Raw genomic sequence first — 19,559 nt, 5'->3', positions numbered from 1 at the left:
GTGCGTCAACCACATGTTAACAAACGCGCCATGCCACACTCGTTGCAAACCCCGTCCCCGTTCGTGCGATCATTCTGCGGAGCAGCGTTGCTCAACCTGTTGCCGTGCCTGATCGTCTGCCTCCGGCATCGTGCCCTTCGTCCTGGTCTCGGCGGCGTCGTTCGCGACATGCCGCGCCACCCTGCGCCGGTCGGCTTTTACGCGCAGGAACAGCGCAGTATCGAACGTCTCTCGTGAGCGCGCGCCAGACGCCGCACTGCGGGCATCCGTGGATGCCTTGCCGGGCATTGTGTCGTTCGACGGCGTACCCACCCCGGACGGAACGCGCAGCGCGTCGCTTTTCCATGGACGACACATACGGTCGAGTCGTCAAATCACAGTGGTATACCGCTGTGCCTCGCTGCGATCCTCCAGGATGACAGCGCATATATGGCTGGAACCACACCCTTCTTGATAAAAGCGGAAGTCCCCGATGCGCGCCGGTCTATGCCCCTTTGTCGCTCTTGATCACGCACCTGGAAGTGTATCCAGTGAGCGGCATTGGATATGCGCCTGATATGATCCCGGATGAAGTGCTTGTGATGCAGTCGGATACGGCGTGGTACAGGCTGCCCTTGAAGCCATCGAGCGTCGCTTCAGGAGTGCGCTAGCATTCCTGACTCTCCCCTGATTTACCCATCAGTCGCATCCATTAACCGCCTGTGAATCCGCTCCGCTGCGTGCGCCCACGTCCAGCGCGTTGCCGCTTCTTGCGCCGCGCGCGCGCCAACCACCCGCGCTTCGTTGGGATGCTCGTACACATGGCGCATCAGCGCGATCAGGTGCTCGATGTCCGGCTCCGCCCAGCGCCAGCCCAGGTAGTAGGGGCATTTGGCGTCGGCGGCAACCAGCCGCCGCACCCGCACCGGGTACCCGACTCCGCCGTGGAAGAATTCGGTTTGCCCGCTCCAGTCGGTGGCAATCACCGGCAACCCACACGCCATCGCTTCGAGGATCGGCAGCCCCCATCCTTCACCGCGCGTCGGCAGCACAAAACAATCGGCGCTGCGGTAGAGCGCTCCCAGGCTCTCGTCGCTGATGTAACGGTTGTAGAGCAGGGCAATCGGCGGAGCATCGGCGGGAAGGCGCAGCGCGGCGATCTGTCGCGCAACATCGACCTCTGCGTCAAAATTGTTCACCCGCAACAGCAGCGCCACGTCATCGCGTCGCGTGAACGACGCTGCATAGGCGCGCAGCAGGATGTCCGGCGCTTTGCGTTCGCCCCACTCAAAGACCGAGAGAAACGTGAAGCGTTCCGCAATCCGGCGCGCCGGTCCATCCGGTCGAAAACACACCGGATCATACCCCAGCGGCATGACATAGATCGGGCGCGTCACTCCGGCATTGGCAAAGACCGTCGCACCCCAGCGGCTTGGCGTCCAGACCTCGTCCATGGCATTGCACGCCGCGACCCACTCACGCGGCAGTCCATCGACTTCCAGCATGGTGTAACCGATTTTGTACCCCGCGTGACGGGTGTAGAACAGGTCTGCCTGGTCGTAGCTGACCTGCGGCACGTCGTCGCGCGGCGCGCGCGCTGCGGCAGCCAGCAGCGCCGGGTAGCGGATTGTTCCCGGCATATGCCACGGCGTCGGGCGGTACGACAACTCGACGCCGCGCGCAGCCAGTGCGAGCGCCAGCGCCTCGGAAGAGACAGCGTATCCGATGGGGATGCCCCAGCGCGACTGCCAGACGACGGAAAGATGAGGGGTGGAGCAGTGATCCGACAGCGTCGGCACGATAGATGTGCGGCTCATAGCGAGTTCATTTCACGCGCGTCTCTGGCAGTGCTACGCTTCTGGCGGCATCCACGCGCGCGGATTGGCAGCCCATGACTCGACCAGCGCGCGCGCCTCTGGCGTCAGGCGCCCGGTGCGCTGCGCCACATCGAGCACGGCGGGAAGCGTTGCCAGCGGCACGAGATGAAGGTGCGCTGCGGCAAACCGCGCCTCTGTGTCAGCCCATCCCCAGGTAAAAATGCAGACGCAATGCGTCACCAGCGCGCCCTCGGCGCGTAGAGCGTCTGCCGCCTGAAGCGCACTCTCGCCGGTGCTGACCGTATCTTCAAGCAGCGCCACGCGCCGATCTCTGACTGTCGCTCCCTCCACCTGCCGTCCACGTCCATGCCCTTTAGCGCCGCTGCGCACATATGCCATCGGGATACTGAGCGCCTCAGCGACCCACGCAGCCCATGCAATGCCACCGGTGGCCGGTCCGGCGACAACCTGCGCATCGGCGCACTGTGCAGCGAAGCCGCGCGTCACAATCCGCCGCGCCGCGACATCACCCAGCAACATACGGTTATCGCAGTAGATCGGTGAGCGCAACCCGGAAGCGAAGATGAACGGTTCGCGCGGGCGAATCAGCAGAGCGCCCGCCTCCAGAAGCGTGGCGGCTATCTCATATGCGATATCAGTGGTCATGAACAACCCTCGCAACGACGTGGCGCACTTAATGCCGGGGTATCATACCACAGACGCGCCCACCTGTGACGGGTACGCGCCCCCGCTGACGCCCTCCTGCCCCCCGCGTGCCCCCCTGCCCGGCATCAAGGGCGGGCAGGTCTCAGATCCGCCCGTACGCCTATCCCCTGGCGTGGGCAGGTCTCAGACCTGCCCATACGCCGATCCCCTGGCGCGGGCAGGTCTCAGACCCGCCCGCACGCCGATCCCCTGGCGGGCATTGGAGGGGTCCCCCTGCCCGGCTCAAGAGCGGGCAGGTCTGAGCTCTGCGCATGCGTTGTGAAACGTTCAACACCTTACCCCGTCCCCCTGCCCGGCTACGGAGCGGATAAATTACAGGGCGCAGGCGCTCACGACCCATATCGTCCGTTCTCTCGCCGCCATCTGCGATCTCGCCTGCAATACGACGCAGTCTCCGGCGTGGCAGCGACCGTGCATCGGTCATTGCGTGCCTGGGACGAATCGTTATGCGCAGCGCATGCAGGGACGGATGTACATGCCCGCATCGCTGCAACGCGCGGGGTGCGGCGCATGCGGAGACGGATGCGCATGCCTGGATCACTGCGACGAGCAGGATGCAGCGCAAAACCGGACACGCGTGAGACGCTCGGTGACACGATGGCGACCAGTGGAGCGGAACACGGCGCATCGTCGTTTCCTTTACCCGCGCCGGTCACCCTTCGTCCGCTTGTCTTCAGTCGATGGCGGAAGGATGCTCGTGGGAACGAGACGGCGGGCTCGCGCTCTCAAGGCGCGCCGAATGACGTCGGCGCCGTCGCGACGAGCGATGGTCATCAACGTATCGCGCGTGTCCCGGCGCTGCAAAACATCATTCGACATAGCCATCAGCGCCTCGTACAGCGTCTCATCGGGCAGAACGGGAAGCACGGCGGTCCAGCGCTCTGGAGCGGCATCGTTCAGCCACAGAAAGATTTCCGGCTTCCAGGAGAGCAATGGGGTCGCGCTCATGGTTTGGAGTACGTCGACGAAGGCGCCAGGATCGCGCAAAGCGGCGTGGATGAGGCTGTCTTTTGTCTGTCCATCCAGCGACGCCCAGACGGCGTTGCGGACGCCGAGCAACGTGTGCGCAGCCGTGATGCTGTGCTGAGCGGACGACATCACCAAAGCGCGAAGGTCGTCGGCGAACAGCGTGGTTAAGAAATCATCCGGCGCGGTGATCAGCATTTCTGTCGCCAGGAACATATCACGCGCCGTCGCCTGGACAAAGGGGTGCGCCTCTTCGGCGGTCAGTTTGGTCCATAGCGCCGGAACGCTGGAGCCCATCAGAGACACCCCCAGCATGGCGTCATCGCACAACGGGAGGATGCCGCGAGCGAGGGAACGAATGGCGTCGTCATCCAGAACCTTCCAGATCGCGGACGATGTCGACATGGCCACCATGATGGCGCAGTCGTAGCGGCTCGCAACCGCATGCGCCATCATGCGGATGGATTCAGCGTCAAGCGCCTTCCACACGGACATCGGCGCATCACACAGCACGCGCGCGGCGCTGAAGGGGTCGCTCGTCACGCGGTGCGCCAGCGCGCGCAGCACGTCGGGCGTCAGCGCCGCCTGTACGGATGACGACGCGTGACACAACGCCGCAATCGCCCCGACGTCGTGACCGACGACGCTTTGGATTACGGCGCGGATATCGTCAACGGACAGCATCCGCCAGACCGGTTCCGGCGCGTCCTTAAGCGCCGCCGTCGCCGTTTCCGGCGTCCGCGCTGCGCTGCGCGCAAGATCGGCGATGACGGCATGCGGAAGCGTGCGCCATACGCGATCATGGGCGCGCGCCAACACCAACGCGGCGCTGTCGGGGTCGTGCGCCGCCGCTTGCGCAAGGCGCGCCCATCGCTTCGGGGCATGCACGAGGTGCGGACGACGGGTGAGCATCCGCGCGGCAATGAGCGGGAACGCGCGTCGAGCGCAGAGCGCGCGATCTGGTTTAGTACGGATGACGGCTTGTCTTCTCATAGTCATTAACCTGGACGCATGGGGCATGAATGTGACGGGTGCGAGAGCGATCACGCGTGAGGTCGCTCGTTGATAGTATAGCATTGAAGAACGACAATGTTTCGAGTTCATTTGGAAAGAACCCTGCCGGACGATGCAAAAGTTTCAATCCCCTGGCGGGGATTTGGGGTTTTTCCACCGGCACGGCGGAACCTGTGAACAATGAGCAAATTCCACGGTAGGGGGCGGGGCTGAGACCCGCCCCCACCCCGATCCCCGCCCGACCCGCCTGCTCCACATACGCACATGTGTGTGGTAGGGGGCGGGTCTGAGACCCGCCCCCACCCCGATCCCCTGGCGCGGGCAGGTCTCAGACCTGCCCGTACGCCGATCCCCTGGCGGGGATTTGGGGTTTTTCCACCGGCACGGCGGAACCTGTGAACAATGAGCGAATTCCACGGTAGGGGGCGGGTCTGAGACCCGCCCCCACCCCGATCCCCGCCCGACCCGCCTGCTCCACATACGCACATGTGTGTGGTAGGGGGCGGGTCTGAGACCCGCCCCCACCCCGATCCCCTGGCGCGGGCAGGTCTCAGACCTGCCCGTACGCCGATCCCCTGGCGGGGATTTGGGGTTTTTCCACCGGCACGGCGGAACCTGTGAACAATGAGCGAATTCCACGGTAGGGGGCGGGTCTGAGACCCGCCCCCACCCCGATCCCCTGGCGCGGGCAGGTCTCAGACCTGCCCGTACGCCAATCCCCTGGCGGGGATTTGGGGTTTTTCCACTCGAACGAGCGCGGGCGATGTATTTCGCAGCCCGCACGGGGGTTTCAATCCCCTGGCGGGGATTTGGGGTTTTTCCACTTTACGTGGACCGAGGCGTCGCATATCGCGCGGCGGTTGCGGTTTCAATCCCCTGGCGGGGATTTGGGGTTTTTCCACTGAGTTCACGGGATAAGCGTACACGCGTTCCTGTACGTTTCAATCCCCTGGCGGGGATTTGGGGTTTTTCCACGCGATTATTGACGCGGAGCGCGCAGTGGAGGCGGCGCGAGACGAGTTTCAATCCCCTGGCGGGGATTTGGGGTTTTTCCACCAGCGAGACACCACCCGAAAGCATCGAAGGCATCGAGAACGCGTTTCAATCCCCTGGCGGGGATTTGGGGTTTTTCCACGTACGGTGTGCAGGTTCGGTTGGTCATTCGGGGGTTTTCTGTTTCAATCCCCTGGCGGGGATTTGGGGTTTTTCCACTTTTTGTAAACAATGCTTTTGTTGCGTCAGTAATAATTTACGTTTCAATCCCCTGGCGGGGATTTGGGGTTTTTCCACCCTGAGGTAGCGTTTCACACCGAAAAACTCGCTCAAGTTTCAATCCCCTGGCGGGGATTTGGGGTTTTTCCACTTCATCGCCTCTTCAATTTCGGCGGATATGTCCGCCGTTGTTTCAATCCCCTGGCGGGGATTTGGGGTTTTTCCACTTGTTTGGCTTACCTACGAAATCGCCGCGTACACCCTTAGTTTCAATCCCCTGGCGGGGATTTGGGGTTTTTCCACTTTAGCACCGTGACGATGCCAGCCGGCGCATTTTCAATGTTTCAATCCCCTGGCGGGGATTTGGGGTTTTTCCACTGTTTCTAAGATTAAGCAATTGTGAGTTTCCTTGGGTTTCAATCCCCTGGCGGGGATTTGGGGTTTTTCCACCTTATGAGATCGTCGCGTACAGCCTGATTAGGCTGTAGTTTCAATCCCCTGGCGGGGATTTGGGGTTTTTCCACAACAATGGGCGGTCGATACGAGACCGGCGGCTAACTTGGCGTTTCAATCCCCTGGCGGGGATTTGGGGTTTTTCCACGAAGATGCGGCGATTGCTTCGTGACCCGAACAGCGAGGAGGTTTCAATCCCCTGGCGGGGATTTGGGGTTTTTCCACCATACGCCGCCGCGCGCGCCTGCGCGAGAGTGGCTTCGGTTTCAATCCCCTGGCGGGGATTTGGGGTTTTTCCACTGCCGTAGTCGCTTGGTCGACAATGCGCGTTTATTAACGTTTCAATCCCCTGGCGGGGATTTGGGGTTTTTCCACCGAGATGGCGCGGGTGGCGTTTCCTGCGGGCGTGGATGTCGGTTTCAATCCCCTGGCGGGGATTTGGGGTTTTTCCACTTCATCGCTCTTATGAAGGTGGTGATCAATGATACTTGAGTTTCAATCCCCTGGCGGGGATTTGGGGTTTTTCCACAATCATGAAGGCTCGCGTAACGGTCAGTCTTATCAAGTTTCAATCCCCTGGCGGGGATTTGGGGTTTTTCCACAGCGCCAGAAACTATGTCTGGTTGGACATCAACATTGCCGTTTCAATCCCCTGGCGGGGATTTGGGGTTTTTCCACCTCGTTTTAATTTTTCTAATATGTTTTTGTGTTCTTCGTTTCAATCCCCTGGCGGGGATTTGGGGTTTTTCCACCTGCTTATATAGCAGTTTCTGTGGTCGAAGGCGCAAATACGGTTTCAATCCCCTGGCGGGGATTTGGGGTTTTTCCACGCGATTACATGCTCTTGGAGCATGAAGGTGCGTTGTGTTTCAATCCCCTGGCGGGGATTTGGGGTTTTTCCACGCACTGAACTTGCTTTTAGGCGTCGGGGTGGGGGGGTTTGTACGTTTCAATCCCCTGGCGGGGATTTGGGGTTTTTCCACTTTAACTTATCAGCGTATCTATCCGCCGTATCTCGAACAAAGTTTCAATCCCCTGGCGGGGATTTGGGGTTTTTCCACGTTTTCGTGGGGATTCGAGGAGGAGCTTGCGGGAGGCGAGTTTCAATCCCCTGGCGGGGATTTGGGGTTTTTCCACCGGGCGCTGCTGACAGAGGAGGAAATGGAGGTCTTGACGAAAGTTTCAATCCCCTGGCGGGGATTTGGGGTTTTTCCACCCTCCGGCGCAGTGCGGTACAGCGCCGCCACGCCGACATGTTTCAATCCCCTGGCGGGGATTTGGGGTTTTTCCACCCAAAATGCTCGACGTACACCGCTGGGAATGTAAGGTTTCAATCCCCTGGCGGGGATTTGGGGTTTTTCCACAAAAGTTCCCCATTCCAGTAATACGCAATCGCGTATTTAGTTTCAATCCCCTGGCGGGGATTTGGGGTTTTTCCACCAGAGATGTCACATCATTTCCAGACTCGTCGATGATTTGCGTTTCAATCCCCTGGCGGGGATTTGGGGTTTTTCCACGTCGTCGCCCGCCTGTGCGTGAGCGAAATCGACGGCGAACGTTTCAATCCCCTGGCGGGGATTTGGGGTTTTTCCACAGTATCGTTATCAGTTGCACAGCGGCGAGTTTGCGCCCGGTTTCAATCCCCTGGCGGGGATTTGGGGTTTTTCCACCACTAGAAATTCGGTACCAGAACCGGTTTTACCCGATCTGGTAGTTTCAATCCCCTGGCGGGGATTTGGGGTTTTTCCACAGACACAGAGGGGAATGATTATATGGGTCTTTGAGTTTCAATCCCCTGGCGGGGATTTGGGGTTTTTCCACCTGGTTGCGTTTTGGCAATTTGCCATGCGCGTCCGTGTTTCAATCCCCTGGCGGGGATTTGGGGTTTTTCCACTTGAGGGAGTTCCTACTCGACCAGGCTTAGGTCAATCCGGGTTTCAATCCCCTGGCGGGGATTTGGGGTTTTTCCACCCATGCCTCCGCCAAGACGATCATGCTCCCGAACGCCAAGTTTCAATCCCCTGGCGGGGATTTGGGGTTTTTCCACCCGCTCCCGCGCCGCGCCCGCTGAAGGCGCGGCAGACGGCGGGCGGTTTCAATCCCCTGGCGGGGATTTGGGGTTTTTCCACCTCGCCCACCAGATTAGAGAAAACCCGCAGGTGGTTTTCTCCAGTTTCAATCCCCTGGCGGGGATTTGGGGTTTTTCCACATGCCGCCCGCGCCATCTCAACCGCAGAAACCGAGGTTTCAATCCCCTGGCGGGGATTTGGGGTTTTTCCACTTTCCTCGGAAAGGAGGAATATTTTACCTACCTTATCGTTTCAATCCCCTGGCGGGGATTTGGGGTTTTTCCACGTTGTTCCACCCCCTCGATCCCCTGCGTCGAGAACACGAGTTTCAATCCCCTGGCGGGGATTTGGGGTTTTTCCACCGCCACCAAAGGCTGGAGCTTGACCGACGAGGTCAAGCCCGTTTCAATCCCCTGGCGGGGATTTGGGGTTTTTCCACACAGTCGCCAGCCTGGGTTAACAGCAACAGCCACGCTGCTGTTGAGTTTCAATCCCCTGGCGGGGATTTGGGGTTTTTCCACATTGAACTTCTCGAAACAATCGACTAGCGCAACAAATGGTTTCAATCCCCTGGCGGGGATTTGGGGTTTTTCCACTCCGAATTAAAAACAGACTATTCCACGGTTTACTCGATTGTTTCAATCCCCTGGCGGGGATTTGGGGTTTTTCCACCCCTCGTTTCAGGAGGTGGATCTCGCGCTTATAGCGGGTTTCAATCCCCTGGCGGGGATTTGGGGTTTTTCCACTTAGATCGGTGGCGCTCACCTTTAATTACCGTAGCGATATGGTAGTTTCAATCCCCTGGCGGGGATTTGGGGTTTTTCCACCTCTCTGGGCGAGAGATCGGGGAAGATATCCGCGTACAGCCCGTTTCAATCCCCTGGCGGGGATTTGGGGGTTTTCCACCGGCATTTCTTATCGCGTTCACGCTCAACTTTCGAGTTGAGTTTCAATCCCCTGGCGGGGATTTGGGGTTTTTCCACGTTTTGAGCACGATAGCGGATCATTTACTTGGTCCCCTTGTTTCAATCCCCTGGCGGGGATTTGGGGTTTTTCCACTTTTTCCACCACATTTGTCCGAGAGGACAGAATAGTGTTTCAATCCCCTGGCGGGGATTTGGGGTTTTTCCACCGGTCGGTCTTGTCAATCGAGACGATGGGGTTCATGTGTTTCAATCCCCTGGCGGGGATTTGGGGTTTTTCCACCACTGGGCGGACAATCCGGCATTGAGGCCCGCAGCGTTTCGTTTCAATCCCCTGGCGGGGATTTGGGGTTTTTCCACTCGCGCTGTTGTGATCGCCGCAAGCGGAAGCGGCACGAAAGTTTCAATCCCCTGGCGGGGATTTGGGGTTTTTCCACCCCTAGCCTCCAAAGAGGCTGAAATATAGGGGGGGGGAAAGTTTCAATCCCCTGGCGGGGATTTGGGGTTTTTCCACCGAGGGAGATTGGTAAGATCGAGCCGATTGTGAACCGTTTCAATCCCCTGGCGGGGATTTGGGGTTTTTCCACTCCGCCACCTCGCTGTACATTCCTCTTATCGGAGGAGGTTTCAATCCCCTGGCGGGGATTTGGGGTTTTTCCACGTCGTTCTATAGACAACTCGGTGGCTACGGCGACTATTACTACGTTTCAATCCCCTGGCGGGGATTTGGGGTTTTTCCACGCCGGGTACATTAACAAAGGAGCGAATATGGAGAGGTTTCAATCCCCTGGCGGGGATTTGGGGTTTTTCCACTGCGCGCGCTGCTGACAGAGGAGGAGATGGAAATTCTCACGTTTCAATCCCCTGGCGGGGATTTGGGGTTTTTCCACCACCTCCCTCTCCATTTCGGCGGCTCTTCGTTTGTTTCTTTGTTTCAATCCCCTGGCGGGGATTTGGGGTTTTTCCACTTAGAGCGATGATAACGATAACGCAGCAGTTGATTGACGTTTCAATCCCCTGGCGGGGATTTGGGGTTTTTCCACGGCAACATTGCTCGTCGTAGCATTGATGGTCTGGATAAGTTTCAATCCCCTGGCGGGGATTTGGGGTTTTTCCACCCGCAAGCGGCGCGCTCTCGATGACCGACAGCGCAAGCAAGTTTCAATCCCCTGGCGGGGATTTGGGGTTTTTCCACGAAATCGGCACCGCAGCGGATATTCGCGATCAGTTGGCGCGGTTTCAATCCCCTGGCGGGGATTTGGGGTTTTTCCACCCTCGATGATTATACCGCATCAGAACGAGACACACAAGGCGGTGTGCGCGGTCGCCCGATTTCGGGAGAAATGTGTCAGGCATTTTGGGCGCAACCGGTGTCATTCGACAGTCTTTCATGGCATCCTGATGAGGTGGCGCGGCAATCGGGCCTCCGTTGCGCCGCGCCGGTGCGTCAGACGATATAGATGTCAACGCTCTTTTCCACCGGCGGTCCTTCTCCTCTGACGTCGACGTTCGCTACGCATGCGCCGCACAATCGGTAGATGCGCACGCTGTCCCCTTCGTTTAGGTTAACGACGCGCTCGACTTTTTTTATCAGTGCGCGGTATTCGCGCTCGGTCAGGTCGCACTCGAAGACGCTGCGCTGCACGCGCTGCCCGAATCCTTCGAGTACGTTCGCCAGTTTCAGGCGTCGCGCGTCGTCCGGAATGTCGTAAGCGATTACGTACAGCATGGGCGCTCCTTTATCGCACAGCAAACGGTTCGTAGTCCGCTCCTCCCTGCACCGCTCGCGCCAGACGCCGCGCCTGAAGCGCCAGACAGCGCAGGTAACTGACTTTCCCCGGTCGTCCGTCGGCGCCGTCGGGATGGGTGGCTTCAGTGCGCATGCGTTCCTCGAATGCGGCGACAAAGCGCCGTTTGCCGTCATCACTCAGCAAGACCGGATAGTCGCCATCCGGCGTTTCGGTGAAGTCGTCGAACGCGATGCGCCCGTCGTTGCAACAACGGATTACTAGCGAGTCGACCAGGATAGGGCGGAACTCTTCGATCAGGTCGAGCGCCAGTGATGGTCGTCCGTAGTCGATGTGGTGGAGGTAGCCGAGATACGGGTCGAAGCCGGCTGCTTCAACGGCGCCGAGCATTTTGTGAACCAGCAGGGTGTAGCCAAACGAGAGCAGGGCGTTCACACGATCCGGCGGTGGACGCCGGATGCGCGCCTCGAAGCGCCATTCCGCTCCGATCAGGGCGCGGACGCCGGCGAAGTAGCGCGCAGTGGCGCTGCCTTCCACTCCCATAAGTGCGTTGAGGGTGGTGGTGCGCGGCACGCGATCAATGAAGCGGTCGAGGTCGTCGGCGGCTTGCCCGGCTTCCGCTGGCGCGTCGGCGCGGTTGCGCGCAAAACGGCGCAGCAGGGCGCGGCAGTTGCGCAGTTTGCCTTCGACGAACCGCTGCGCCAGGCGCAGCGACCAGGCGCGGTCGTCGGCGCGCCGATATTGTGCGGCGCGCAGCGCGGCATGGGCGCTGACGCTGCCGACCAATCGCCCCTGATAGCGCCCGTGTACCGTCAGAAACGTGACGTTGATGCCGTTGTCGAGCATGCGCTTGATGGCGGGGGTGCTCAGTCCGACGTTGCCGATAATGACGATGTCCTCGATCTTGATCAGCGGTATGCTGGCGATGATGGCGTTGTCGCGCCGCACTGCCAACCGTTCACCGTCGCAGCCGATCTCGCTGCCCTGTTCGGTCACGTAGAGGGTGTCCATGACGCTTCTCCTGCGCGGGTGTGGTATGTGTGTGGGAGGTCTGCCAGGTCAACCCGCCATGCACGCGATGTTGCCATGACGCTTCTCCTGCGCGGGTGTGGTATGCCAACACGCGACGAGGGGCGCGCCTTGCTTCCGCAACGGACGCACTCCCACCCGGCGAGATTGTATGCCGAAAGTTGGGTCAATTCGTGGCGCCAGAGTACTACGGTTGCACAACAATCGAGACCCTGCACCCGGCAGCAAAGATGTCGTTTATGCGGACAACCCATCCGGCTGCCCGGTGGTGTGTGGACGCGCGCCGGTGTGATCGTCGTCCAGCAGGCGCGCCTGCCCATAGCCGCGAGCGACGCCGGCGCCGATACCGCTGAACAGTGTGAAGTGCGCCAGCGCGTCGATACACGCCAGCCAGTACCGGTCGCGGTTGACGGCGGCATAGGTCACACGACCGATGGCGCCGATCTGCGGCGCCCCACCCTTCGTCGGATCGGAGCGTGATCGCAGTTCGAAGCGGCTTACGGCGATGCACTCTTCGGCAAATCGGCGCGTCTCATCGGGCAGGGCAATGGGCGCAAAGGCGTTCCAGCGTTCGAGAAGGCTGCCGAAGGTCAGCGCCGGCAATGGCAGCGGCTGGTTGAGACCGCGCTGCCGGAAGGTGACCGGCGTTGCAAACTCGAAGGTCCAGCGCGCGGATGTGGCGTGGCGAGCGAGGAGCGCCGTCGCCAATTCCTCATATGCGGCGCGCCCTGCCCAGGGATCGTCGCCAGGGTTGTCGGTAATCTGCTCGATGCGCCAGAGCAGCCCGTCGAGGTCGAGCGGCGCCAGCGCAGCGGGCCGCCAGGCGGCGGCAATCGCTTCGAGCGCCGGGGTCAATAACGTTACCCGCAGCCGATACCGACGATCGGGATAGACGCGCGCCATATGCTGGCGCGCTTCCAGACCGATGACATTCGAGACGGTCAACGGTTTGGGTCCATCGTCGTCGTGGAGCCGGGTCGCAAGCGCCGGATCACTGTCCCCGATCAGGCGCAGAATGGCGGCGTGCGCTGCGCGTCCGAGTGATGCCGGTTTTTCCGCAGCCGCCAGCGGGCGAATGGTGAAGATGAGCGATACAGGCATTGACGTATCCTTTCAAGCCCCCGAAGGGGATTTTCCGAAGAGACGTTGCGCCATAATACCAATGATGATTGAAGATGCCGCATGCGTGTCATTCCGAGCGCAGCGGCGTGTCATTCCGAGCGCAGCGGCGTGTCATTCCGAGCGCAGCGGCGTGTCATTCCGAGCGCAGCGGCGTGTCATTCCGAGCGCAGCGGCGTGTCATTCCGAGCGCAGCGGCGTGTCATTCCGAGCGCAGCGGCGTGTCATTCCGAGCGCAGCGGCGTGTCATTCCGAGCGCAGCGGCGTGTCATTCCGAGCGCAGCGAGGAATCTAAGCGGGTTGCGCACGACCCCTCGCGCTGCTCGGGTTGACCATGCCGGATGGTCACAGGTAATCCGAGCGATGCCGGTTTTTCCGCAGCCGCCAGCGGGCGAATGGTAAAGATGAGCGATACAGGCATTGACGTATCCTTATCAAGCCCCCAAAGGGGATTTTGCGAAGAGACGTTGTACCACAGCATTTCGACACCGGTATAGGGGGGCGCCTTGAGGGTGGAAGAGTGGCGCTGTTGAGCGTCGAACCGGGTGCGGGACGAGAGGATTGCTTCGACCGGCTGCGCCGGTCGCGCAATGACAGCGGGACGCGCGGATTGCTTCGACCGGCTGCGCCGGTCGCGCAATGACAGGGGCAGCACCCTCCCTCGTTTAAGGGCGGACTGCTCCCCTCGCTCCCGCGTATGGCGCCACTCCCCCGCTCCCGCGTGTGGCGCCACTCCCCCCGCTCCCGCGTGCGGGAGCGGGGCAGGGGGTGAGGGCAACACTACGTGCGTGCGTATTGTCCGCCCTGGAACTCGTTGGGATGCGGGACGAGGGGATTGCTTCGCCGCCTGCGGCGGCTCGCAATGACAGCGGGACGCGCGGATTGCTTCGCCGCCTGCGGCGGCTCGCAATGACAGCGGGACGCGCGGATTGCTTCGCCGCCTGCGGCGGCTCGCAATGACAGCGGGACGCGCGGATTGCTTCGCCGCCTGCGGCGGCTCGCAATGACAGCGGGACGCGCGGTCCGCCCCCTCGTAGTCCACACGGCAACGGACGCGGCTGGCTCCCACGACGATGCTCCGACGATAGCGACGGTAGGTGCGATGCAGTTGTTAAGGTGCGGCAATTGGGCGTCGTTTCGCCCGCGCTGCGGCTGTTTCACCGCGCGCAGCAAGATGTCGATCAACCGATTGATCGTCGCGTCCGGCGACTCGCCAGGCGGTCGCCCAACGACGAGGGTGCAGGCGTCTGCGACGTGTGGCGCAGATCGGCAACGGCTTCATCGCTGCGGTTCCTGCCGAACGCGACGGTGTGCCCATGCGTCACGTCAGATGGCGCAACTGCTCGATAGCAATGCCGGCAATCTGCTCGAATGGCGACTCCTGCGCCGACAACCCCAGCAGCTTCACAATCTCGCGCAGGTCGGCGATCAGGGCATCCGGGTCGCCGCCGTACACCTCCGCCAACCGCTCACGCGAAACGCCCGCAAATCCGTGCGCAATCACGCTTTGGTTGCGCAATTGCGACAAAGACGTAATTTTGTCCAGCCGTTGCTTGACGCCGGTGAGACGTCCGCGCTCGTCCTTGGGCAGATACGGCGCACCATCGGGCTTAACGCTCGCGGGATCGATGAGATAGTCGAGCATCGCCTGAAGCGTTGGGATGTTGGGGGTGTCGTAGCGCAGCGGCGTTCCGTCAATTGTGCGCGCGTCGAGCCAGGCTTTCAGGCCGGGGTCGGCATCGATGCGTTGCCTGTACTCCGGCAGGTTGGTTGCTTTGCGCTCTTTGCTCATATCGGTCGGCAAGCCGAGTTTCGTTTCGATGATAAAGCGCAGCGCGGCTTCCTGGAAGCGGAAGAGGCGCCCCAGAAAATCGGCGTAGCGCCCGTTGCGAAAGGTGATGGTCGCATTGGCGACAAGTTCGCGCAGCAATGCGTCTATGTCGGAACGGAGCATGAGCGGGTCAAGATCGTGTTCGAGGTTGGCGAGAAAGGAGCGCAGTTCGCCGCTCGCCTGACGAATGCCGTGGCTGAGCGTCGTCTGCGCGCGCTCAAAGTCGAAGCATTCGCGATAGTGGGCATATGCCACCAGCGCAGCCACAGCGCCATCGGCAACCTGACGCACCAGGGGGAGCGCCGTGGCGAAGTCGAGGCGTTCGAGCGCATCAATGGCGGTTGCGCGACGGAAGACGTTCAGCACCTGATCACCGACGCGCAAGTCGTAAGGTTGCCCGCCTTCCGGCTGGTACACCACGCGGCAGCGGTCACCGAAGGCGCTGATGGCATTCAGTTGCAACGCCGTATTACACGCCGGGATGCCGCCCGCCATCAAGACGTAGCATGTCGTCTGCGCGTCCACCAGCGGTGCGACCAGACCGGCATAGGCGTCGAAGGCTTCGTCGTATATGCTGGGATTGATGTTGCGGCCATCAATGCGTCGAATCGCCTGACACTCAAGATGTCCAATCCGGTCGCCGAATCGCTCGCGCAACAGGCGCTCGATAATGCGCGCATACCAGAGCGTATCTTTGTCGCGCAGCGACATGCCGGACCGATCCGGTTTCAGCGTCTCCGGCGTTGCCGGTTGATCGGTATAGAACAGGATCAGGCGGTCAATCCGCCCATTCCTGCCGATGATCCAGCGAACGCACGGTTCGATGATCGGCGTCTCAAATGTATGCCGCTCGAATGTCTGCCATGCCGCCTCGCCGTCCGCACGCGGACGCTGAAGCCGCCTGCTGTCTGCGATCAGGTCGCTGTTGCCGATGTTTGCCAGAACCAGGAGATGCATAACGACCTCCAGCGTTCGATATTCTACCAATGACGATTGAAGATGCCGCCTTCGTGTCATTTGTTTCGCCGAAAGACTTTTGTGCGTGGGCTTTCGGCAACTACCAATGACGATTGAAGATGCCGCCTTCGTGTCATTCCGAGCGCAGCGACTTGTCATTCCGAGCGCAGCGACTTGTCATTCCGAGCGCAGCGAGGAATCTGACCGCGCGCAGCGCGGAATCGGCGCGGGTCGCGCACGCCCCCTCGCGCTGCTCGGGGTGACCATGCCGGATGGTCACCGGTCATTGGTATTCAACGTTCACCGTTCAGATCGAAGCGCGCCTCGACCCACCCAAGCGGTCGCCAGGGTAATGCGCCGCGCATGATGACTTTGCGCGTCTCCGGGAAAGCGTCGCCGGGGCGAAAACCGGCGGATTTGTGCTTTTTGAGGGTGTGACGTTGAACGATTTGCGCAAACGCATTGTCACGATCCGTCCCCTGGCGCAACCGGTCGTCGAGGGTCTTGGAGCGCCAACCGGCGCCCCAGCCGATGGGCAACAGAAACGCGCGCGCATCCATCCTTTCCAGGCGCGCGCGCAGATCGGCATAGAAGCGGACCAGTTCGGCGGCGTCGGTCTGGCGGTTGAAATATGCGAGTTCGCCGTCGATCAGGCGCCCGGCGCGCCGTCGGCACGCTGCCGCAAGTTCATCCGGCTGCAACCGGCGCTGCCAATCGCCGAAGTCGATCACGGCGCGCGCGACCCCGCTCTCGAACGGATACTGTTCGATCTGAAGCGCTGCGCGAAACTCGACATCGACGGGGATGGCTTCGAGCGCAATCAATCCCTGCGCCGACCGGCTGCGGTAGATGCGCACCGCCAGCAGATCGGGCGCAACTGCGACCGGCGCGCTGTCACCGATGCGGAGCGCGCGCAGCACGTCACGCACCGTGTTGTTGATACGGCGTTGCGTTCGCAGCGTGCCGAGAAACACCTCCTGTTCGATGGCGTCATCAGCGTTTTTCGGCCCCCCCTTCACCGCATGTTGAAGCGCCGCGACCGCCGGACTGTGCGCCATGTCCCACGCCAGCGCGCTGCGGATTGCGCCTTTGAGCGACGACCCCGGCAGATAGAGTCGGTCGGCGACATCCTTAATCTGCTCGTAGACCTCGCCGGACGCCGGGCGTCCGTTCAGCGCATAGCGCACCAGCGGACGCCCGTTGACCGTTGCGCGTTCACGCAACCGGTCGCGTGGCAACAACCCGCCATCAACCAGTTGGTCGAACGTGCTGCCGGCGATCAATTCCGGCGGCAACAGATCGCCGGTATCGTCCGGCTGCGGCGGATTCGCGCTGTGCTCCGCCAGGCGCTGCTTGCGTTCCTTCAGACGCTGCGCCTCCTCACGAAAACGGTTCGCCTGACGTTCATACTCGTCCTTGCGCCGCGGCGGACTCTCCTCGAACTGCTCAATCTGACGACGCAGACGCTCGTCCGCCCGGCGGATGCGTTCTTCTTCCTGCGCCAGTTCTGCGTTGAAGCGCCGCAGTTGCTCCTCATACGGCACGCGGCGCTGCTGCCAGGTTTCGACCACCAATTCGAGCGCAGCGTCAGCATTGATCACCAGCGTGGCGTCGCCGTCCACATAGTAATCCAGGTTTGCCGCCAGCCGGTCGCCTGTGCCGATGTGGAGCGGCGTGATGGTAGTGACGGTCAGGGAAACGACCTGGTTGCGCACCAATGCCATCAGGACTCCTCCTTCCAATCGGGGATCGGCGCCGTCAGCGCCAGTCCGCTACGGTAGACGGGGTGCGGCGTGCCGACATTCTTGCCGAGCGCGGGATGCGGGTTTTTGCTTTTGCGATAATCAGGGCGCACATCAACCACCTGACCGCGCGGATTGGCGGCGCGCACATCGAGCACTGACCCCTCGGCGACCATGCGCACCCGTTGCCGGCGTTGCGGCAGGTGTCCTGGGCTGAACAACCATCCACCGATGTTGACCAGTTGATACGCTGCGCGATCACTGCGCAAGGCAGCAATCTCGTGCTGCGCCGGAAGATAGCGCGAGAGGAGCACCGCGCGTCCCCCTGCCGCGCCCCATGTGACATCCAGTGCCTTGCCAGGCTGCCAGTCGAATGCGCCGCTGCTGGCGCGCCGACCACCAAGCCCACTGTGCCCCAGCAGGTCGAGCAACTGTTCAAAGCGCAAGCGCCACGCCGGATCGACAAAGCGCACCAACAGCGCCAGACCCGCGCCCGGCGCAAAAGTCACCCGCCCGACCTCATAGTACGCCGAGGCGCAACTGACCCGATCAACGGTCACGTACGGCTCGCTGACAATCGACCAGATTGGCGTCGTTTCCAGCCGCCGCTTCCACGCCTCGTCGCTCTCGTTCGCCTGGCGTCGCCAGGGATCGACGGTCAGCGTCCGCGCTTCCGCTGCTGTTATCCAGACCTTCCCGTCCTGGAGCATAAGCGGCGCGTCGGCAATCGGGCGACCGGCGCACACATCGGCGAACAGCGCAGGCGACAGATACTTCAGGCGCTTGAACCGCTTGCCGATCCGCATACGTATGTCGTCGTCCGGCGTCACGAGGGGCAACGCCGGGCGCGGCAGCAGCGGCAGATCGCCGAGGCGCGGAAAGAGCGAACTGTGGAACAACGGCGGATTGCCATTGCGAAAAGGGCGCGCAAACGCCGGAATACCCTCCGCATCGAGATCGGCGTTGTCGAGCGTCGCTGCCTGCGCCACCAGCGCGGCAAACAACGAGTCGGACGGAAAGGTTTCGCCGGTTTCCTCCAGACCAATCCCCTGACGACCAAAGTGAAAACAGAGTGTCCGTCGATCCGGCGGCGGAACCAGAGCGTAGACAGTCAGATCGTTCATCGAATCACCCCGCTACGCGAAGGTCTTCTCCAGCCACGTCTTCAGCGCCGCGCGGTCGAGTTCTTTCAGCGACGCCGGTTGGCTATCGAACTGCATTTCGTCGCCATACTGCCCGTTGCGGACGCGCCGCGCGCTGATGTGCAGATTCTTCAGGCGCACCTGCCCGTTGCCGCGCGACCCCATGCCGCCAAGGTAATCGTCTTCCAGGTGCAGCAGCGCCTCAATGACCGTATCGAACAGCGCAGCGACACCGGTCGGTGTTTCCTCCTTCCCCACATACACGCTATAGACCAGTTCCGCCGGACCGAAGACCGCACCGGCGGGCACGCGCTCGATCTGACGCGGCGCAGCAGCGGATGTAACCCGGTCGATGGCGGCTTCCCACTTGATTTCGGTAAACGGCAGGTCGGTGCGCAGGCGCTTCAATTCCTCACGCGACTCGGCGCGCAGCGGCACGTCGCGCACCGCCAGGCGCGTTGGCGCCGGCACGGTGAAGGCGTTGCGATTCCCGTTCGGACCCCAGCGCGGCAACACGCCGAACACGCCGCCGATCATCTGGTACTGACGGTACTGTGCGATGCTTTCGGGCGCGTGGACGAACACTCCTTCATTGACTCGAAACGTTTGTGGCGCGCCATGCGCCTTTTCCATGAGTGACCGTAGTTTGCCTTTGAGCGAAGAGCCGGGGATGTATGGCTCATTCGTGCGCGGGTTGCGGATCACCGGCTTATCCAGCCCGCCGATTTCCAGCCCGGCAGCCGCGCCGCCGATGTGCAAGCCGGTGAGCAGTTCGATGTCGGCGCGCAGAAAGATGCGCCCGTGGAGGGTGACGAATCGTTCCGTCATCATA

13 protein-coding genes and 1 CRISPR repeat array are annotated in these 19,559 nt (G+C 61.4%); of the genes, 1 reads left to right on the top strand and 12 read right to left on the bottom strand.

All coding sequences use genetic code 11. The features are described 5' to 3' along the window. The first annotated feature begins 30 nt into the window (after positions 1 to 30). Positions 31 to 237, top strand: coding sequence for a hypothetical protein (locus tag RCAS_RS10205; protein WP_041330577.1), 207 nt, complete (start codon positions 31 to 33; stop codon positions 235 to 237). 434 nt (positions 238 to 671) lie between these two features. Here the strand turns inward: RCAS_RS10205 and RCAS_RS10200 are convergent, their stop codons facing one another. From RCAS_RS10200 to csm3, 12 genes are all read right to left on the bottom strand, one after another. Beyond that, on the bottom strand, positions 672 to 1,796 hold the full coding sequence (locus RCAS_RS10200) for a glycosyltransferase (RefSeq protein WP_012120500.1): 1,125 nt from the start codon (positions 1,794 to 1,796) through the stop codon (positions 672 to 674). Positions 1,797 to 1,829: 33 nt separating this feature from the next. Further along, entirely contained in the window at positions 1,830 to 2,462 is a 633-nt protein-coding gene (locus tag RCAS_RS10195; RefSeq protein WP_012120499.1) for an orotate phosphoribosyltransferase, read from the bottom strand. A gap of 699 nt (positions 2,463 to 3,161) precedes the next feature. Continuing rightward, the gene (locus RCAS_RS10190; protein WP_157042611.1) at positions 3,162 to 4,172 is read right to left on the bottom strand and encodes a hypothetical protein; all 1,011 of its coding nucleotides are present in this window, start codon (positions 4,170 to 4,172) and stop codon (positions 3,162 to 3,164) included. Positions 4,173 to 5,211: 1,039 nt separating this feature from the next. Next, positions 5,212 to 10,432: direct repeats of the CRISPR family, unit length 37 nt; unit sequence GTTTCAATCCCCTGGCGGGGATTTGGGGTTTTTCCAC. A 174-nt stretch (positions 10,433 to 10,606) separates the two neighbouring features. Continuing rightward, positions 10,607 to 10,888, bottom strand: coding sequence for a CRISPR-associated endonuclease Cas2 (gene cas2, locus RCAS_RS10185; protein ID WP_012120497.1), 282 nt, complete (start codon positions 10,886 to 10,888; stop codon positions 10,607 to 10,609). A 10-nt stretch (positions 10,889 to 10,898) separates the two neighbouring features. Further along, the gene (gene cas1 / locus RCAS_RS10180) at positions 10,899 to 11,918 is read right to left on the bottom strand and encodes a CRISPR-associated endonuclease Cas1 (RefSeq protein ID WP_012120496.1); all 1,020 of its coding nucleotides are present in this window, start codon (positions 11,916 to 11,918) and stop codon (positions 10,899 to 10,901) included. Positions 11,919 to 12,173: 255 nt separating this feature from the next. Then, the gene (cas6, locus tag RCAS_RS10175) at positions 12,174 to 13,037 is read right to left on the bottom strand and encodes a CRISPR system precrRNA processing endoribonuclease RAMP protein Cas6 (protein WP_012120495.1); all 864 of its coding nucleotides are present in this window, start codon (positions 13,035 to 13,037) and stop codon (positions 12,174 to 12,176) included. A 286-nt stretch (positions 13,038 to 13,323) separates the two neighbouring features. Then, complete coding sequence (locus RCAS_RS25620) at positions 13,324 to 13,710, bottom strand: hypothetical protein (protein ID WP_198136028.1); 387 nt, start codon at positions 13,708 to 13,710, stop codon at positions 13,324 to 13,326. A 526-nt stretch (positions 13,711 to 14,236) separates the two neighbouring features. Next, positions 14,237 to 14,380, bottom strand: a complete 144-nt coding sequence (locus RCAS_RS25125) for a hypothetical protein (protein WP_157042609.1) — start codon at positions 14,378 to 14,380, stop codon at positions 14,237 to 14,239. Beyond that, positions 14,377 to 15,843 (bottom strand): hypothetical protein, encoded by a 1,467-nt coding sequence (locus RCAS_RS10170; protein ID WP_012120494.1) that lies wholly within the window; start codon positions 15,841 to 15,843, stop codon positions 14,377 to 14,379. The genes RCAS_RS25125 and RCAS_RS10170 overlap by 4 nt, the downstream gene beginning before the upstream one ends. Positions 15,844 to 16,136: 293 nt before the next feature. Continuing rightward, positions 16,137 to 17,567, bottom strand: a complete 1,431-nt coding sequence (gene csm5 / locus RCAS_RS10165) for a type III-A CRISPR-associated RAMP protein Csm5 (protein WP_012120493.1) — start codon at positions 17,565 to 17,567, stop codon at positions 16,137 to 16,139. Next, positions 17,567 to 18,709: a type III-A CRISPR-associated RAMP protein Csm4 gene (gene csm4, locus RCAS_RS10160; protein ID WP_012120492.1), complete on the bottom strand. Its 1,143-nt coding sequence runs from the start codon at positions 18,707 to 18,709 to the stop codon at positions 17,567 to 17,569. The genes csm5 and csm4 overlap by 1 nt, the downstream gene beginning before the upstream one ends. A 12-nt stretch (positions 18,710 to 18,721) precedes the next feature. Next, a complete protein-coding gene (csm3, locus tag RCAS_RS10155; protein ID WP_012120491.1) occupies positions 18,722 to 19,558 on the bottom strand; it encodes a type III-A CRISPR-associated RAMP protein Csm3 in 837 nt (278 codons plus the stop codon). Position 19,559: the final 1 nt, after the last annotated feature.

This window comes from Roseiflexus castenholzii DSM 13941 (assembly GCF_000017805.1).
Taxonomy (GTDB): Bacteria; Chloroflexota; Chloroflexia; order Chloroflexales; family Roseiflexaceae; genus Roseiflexus; species Roseiflexus castenholzii.
This window is presented reverse-complemented; position numbering and strand designations above follow the sequence as displayed.

Bases quoted from the DNA above. Each gene is read 5' to 3' on its own strand.
- RCAS_RS10205 (WP_041330577.1), top strand. From the start codon at position 31: ATGCCACACTCGTTGCAAACCCCGTCCCCGTTCGTGCGATCATTCTGC.
- RCAS_RS10200 (WP_012120500.1), bottom strand. From the start codon at position 1,796: ATGAGCCGCACATCTATCGTGCCGACGCTGTCGGATCACTGCTCCACC.
- RCAS_RS10195 (WP_012120499.1), bottom strand. From the start codon at position 2,462: ATGACCACTGATATCGCATATGAGATAGCCGCCACGCTTCTGGAGGCG.
- RCAS_RS10190 (WP_157042611.1), bottom strand. From the start codon at position 4,172: ATGCTGTCCGTTGACGATATCCGCGCCGTAATCCAAAGCGTCGTCGGT.
- cas2 (WP_012120497.1), bottom strand. From the start codon at position 10,888: ATGCTGTACGTAATCGCTTACGACATTCCGGACGACGCGCGACGCCTG.
- cas1 (WP_012120496.1), bottom strand. From the start codon at position 11,918: ATGGACACCCTCTACGTGACCGAACAGGGCAGCGAGATCGGCTGCGAC.
- cas6 (WP_012120495.1), bottom strand. From the start codon at position 13,037: ATGCCTGTATCGCTCATCTTCACCATTCGCCCGCTGGCGGCTGCGGAA.
- RCAS_RS10170 (WP_012120494.1), bottom strand. From the start codon at position 15,843: ATGCATCTCCTGGTTCTGGCAAACATCGGCAACAGCGACCTGATCGCA.
- csm5 (WP_012120493.1), bottom strand. From the start codon at position 17,567: ATGGCATTGGTGCGCAACCAGGTCGTTTCCCTGACCGTCACTACCATC.
- csm4 (WP_012120492.1), bottom strand. From the start codon at position 18,709: ATGAACGATCTGACTGTCTACGCTCTGGTTCCGCCGCCGGATCGACGG.
- csm3 (WP_012120491.1), bottom strand. From the start codon at position 19,558: ATGATGACGGAACGATTCGTCACCCTCCACGGGCGCATCTTTCTGCGC.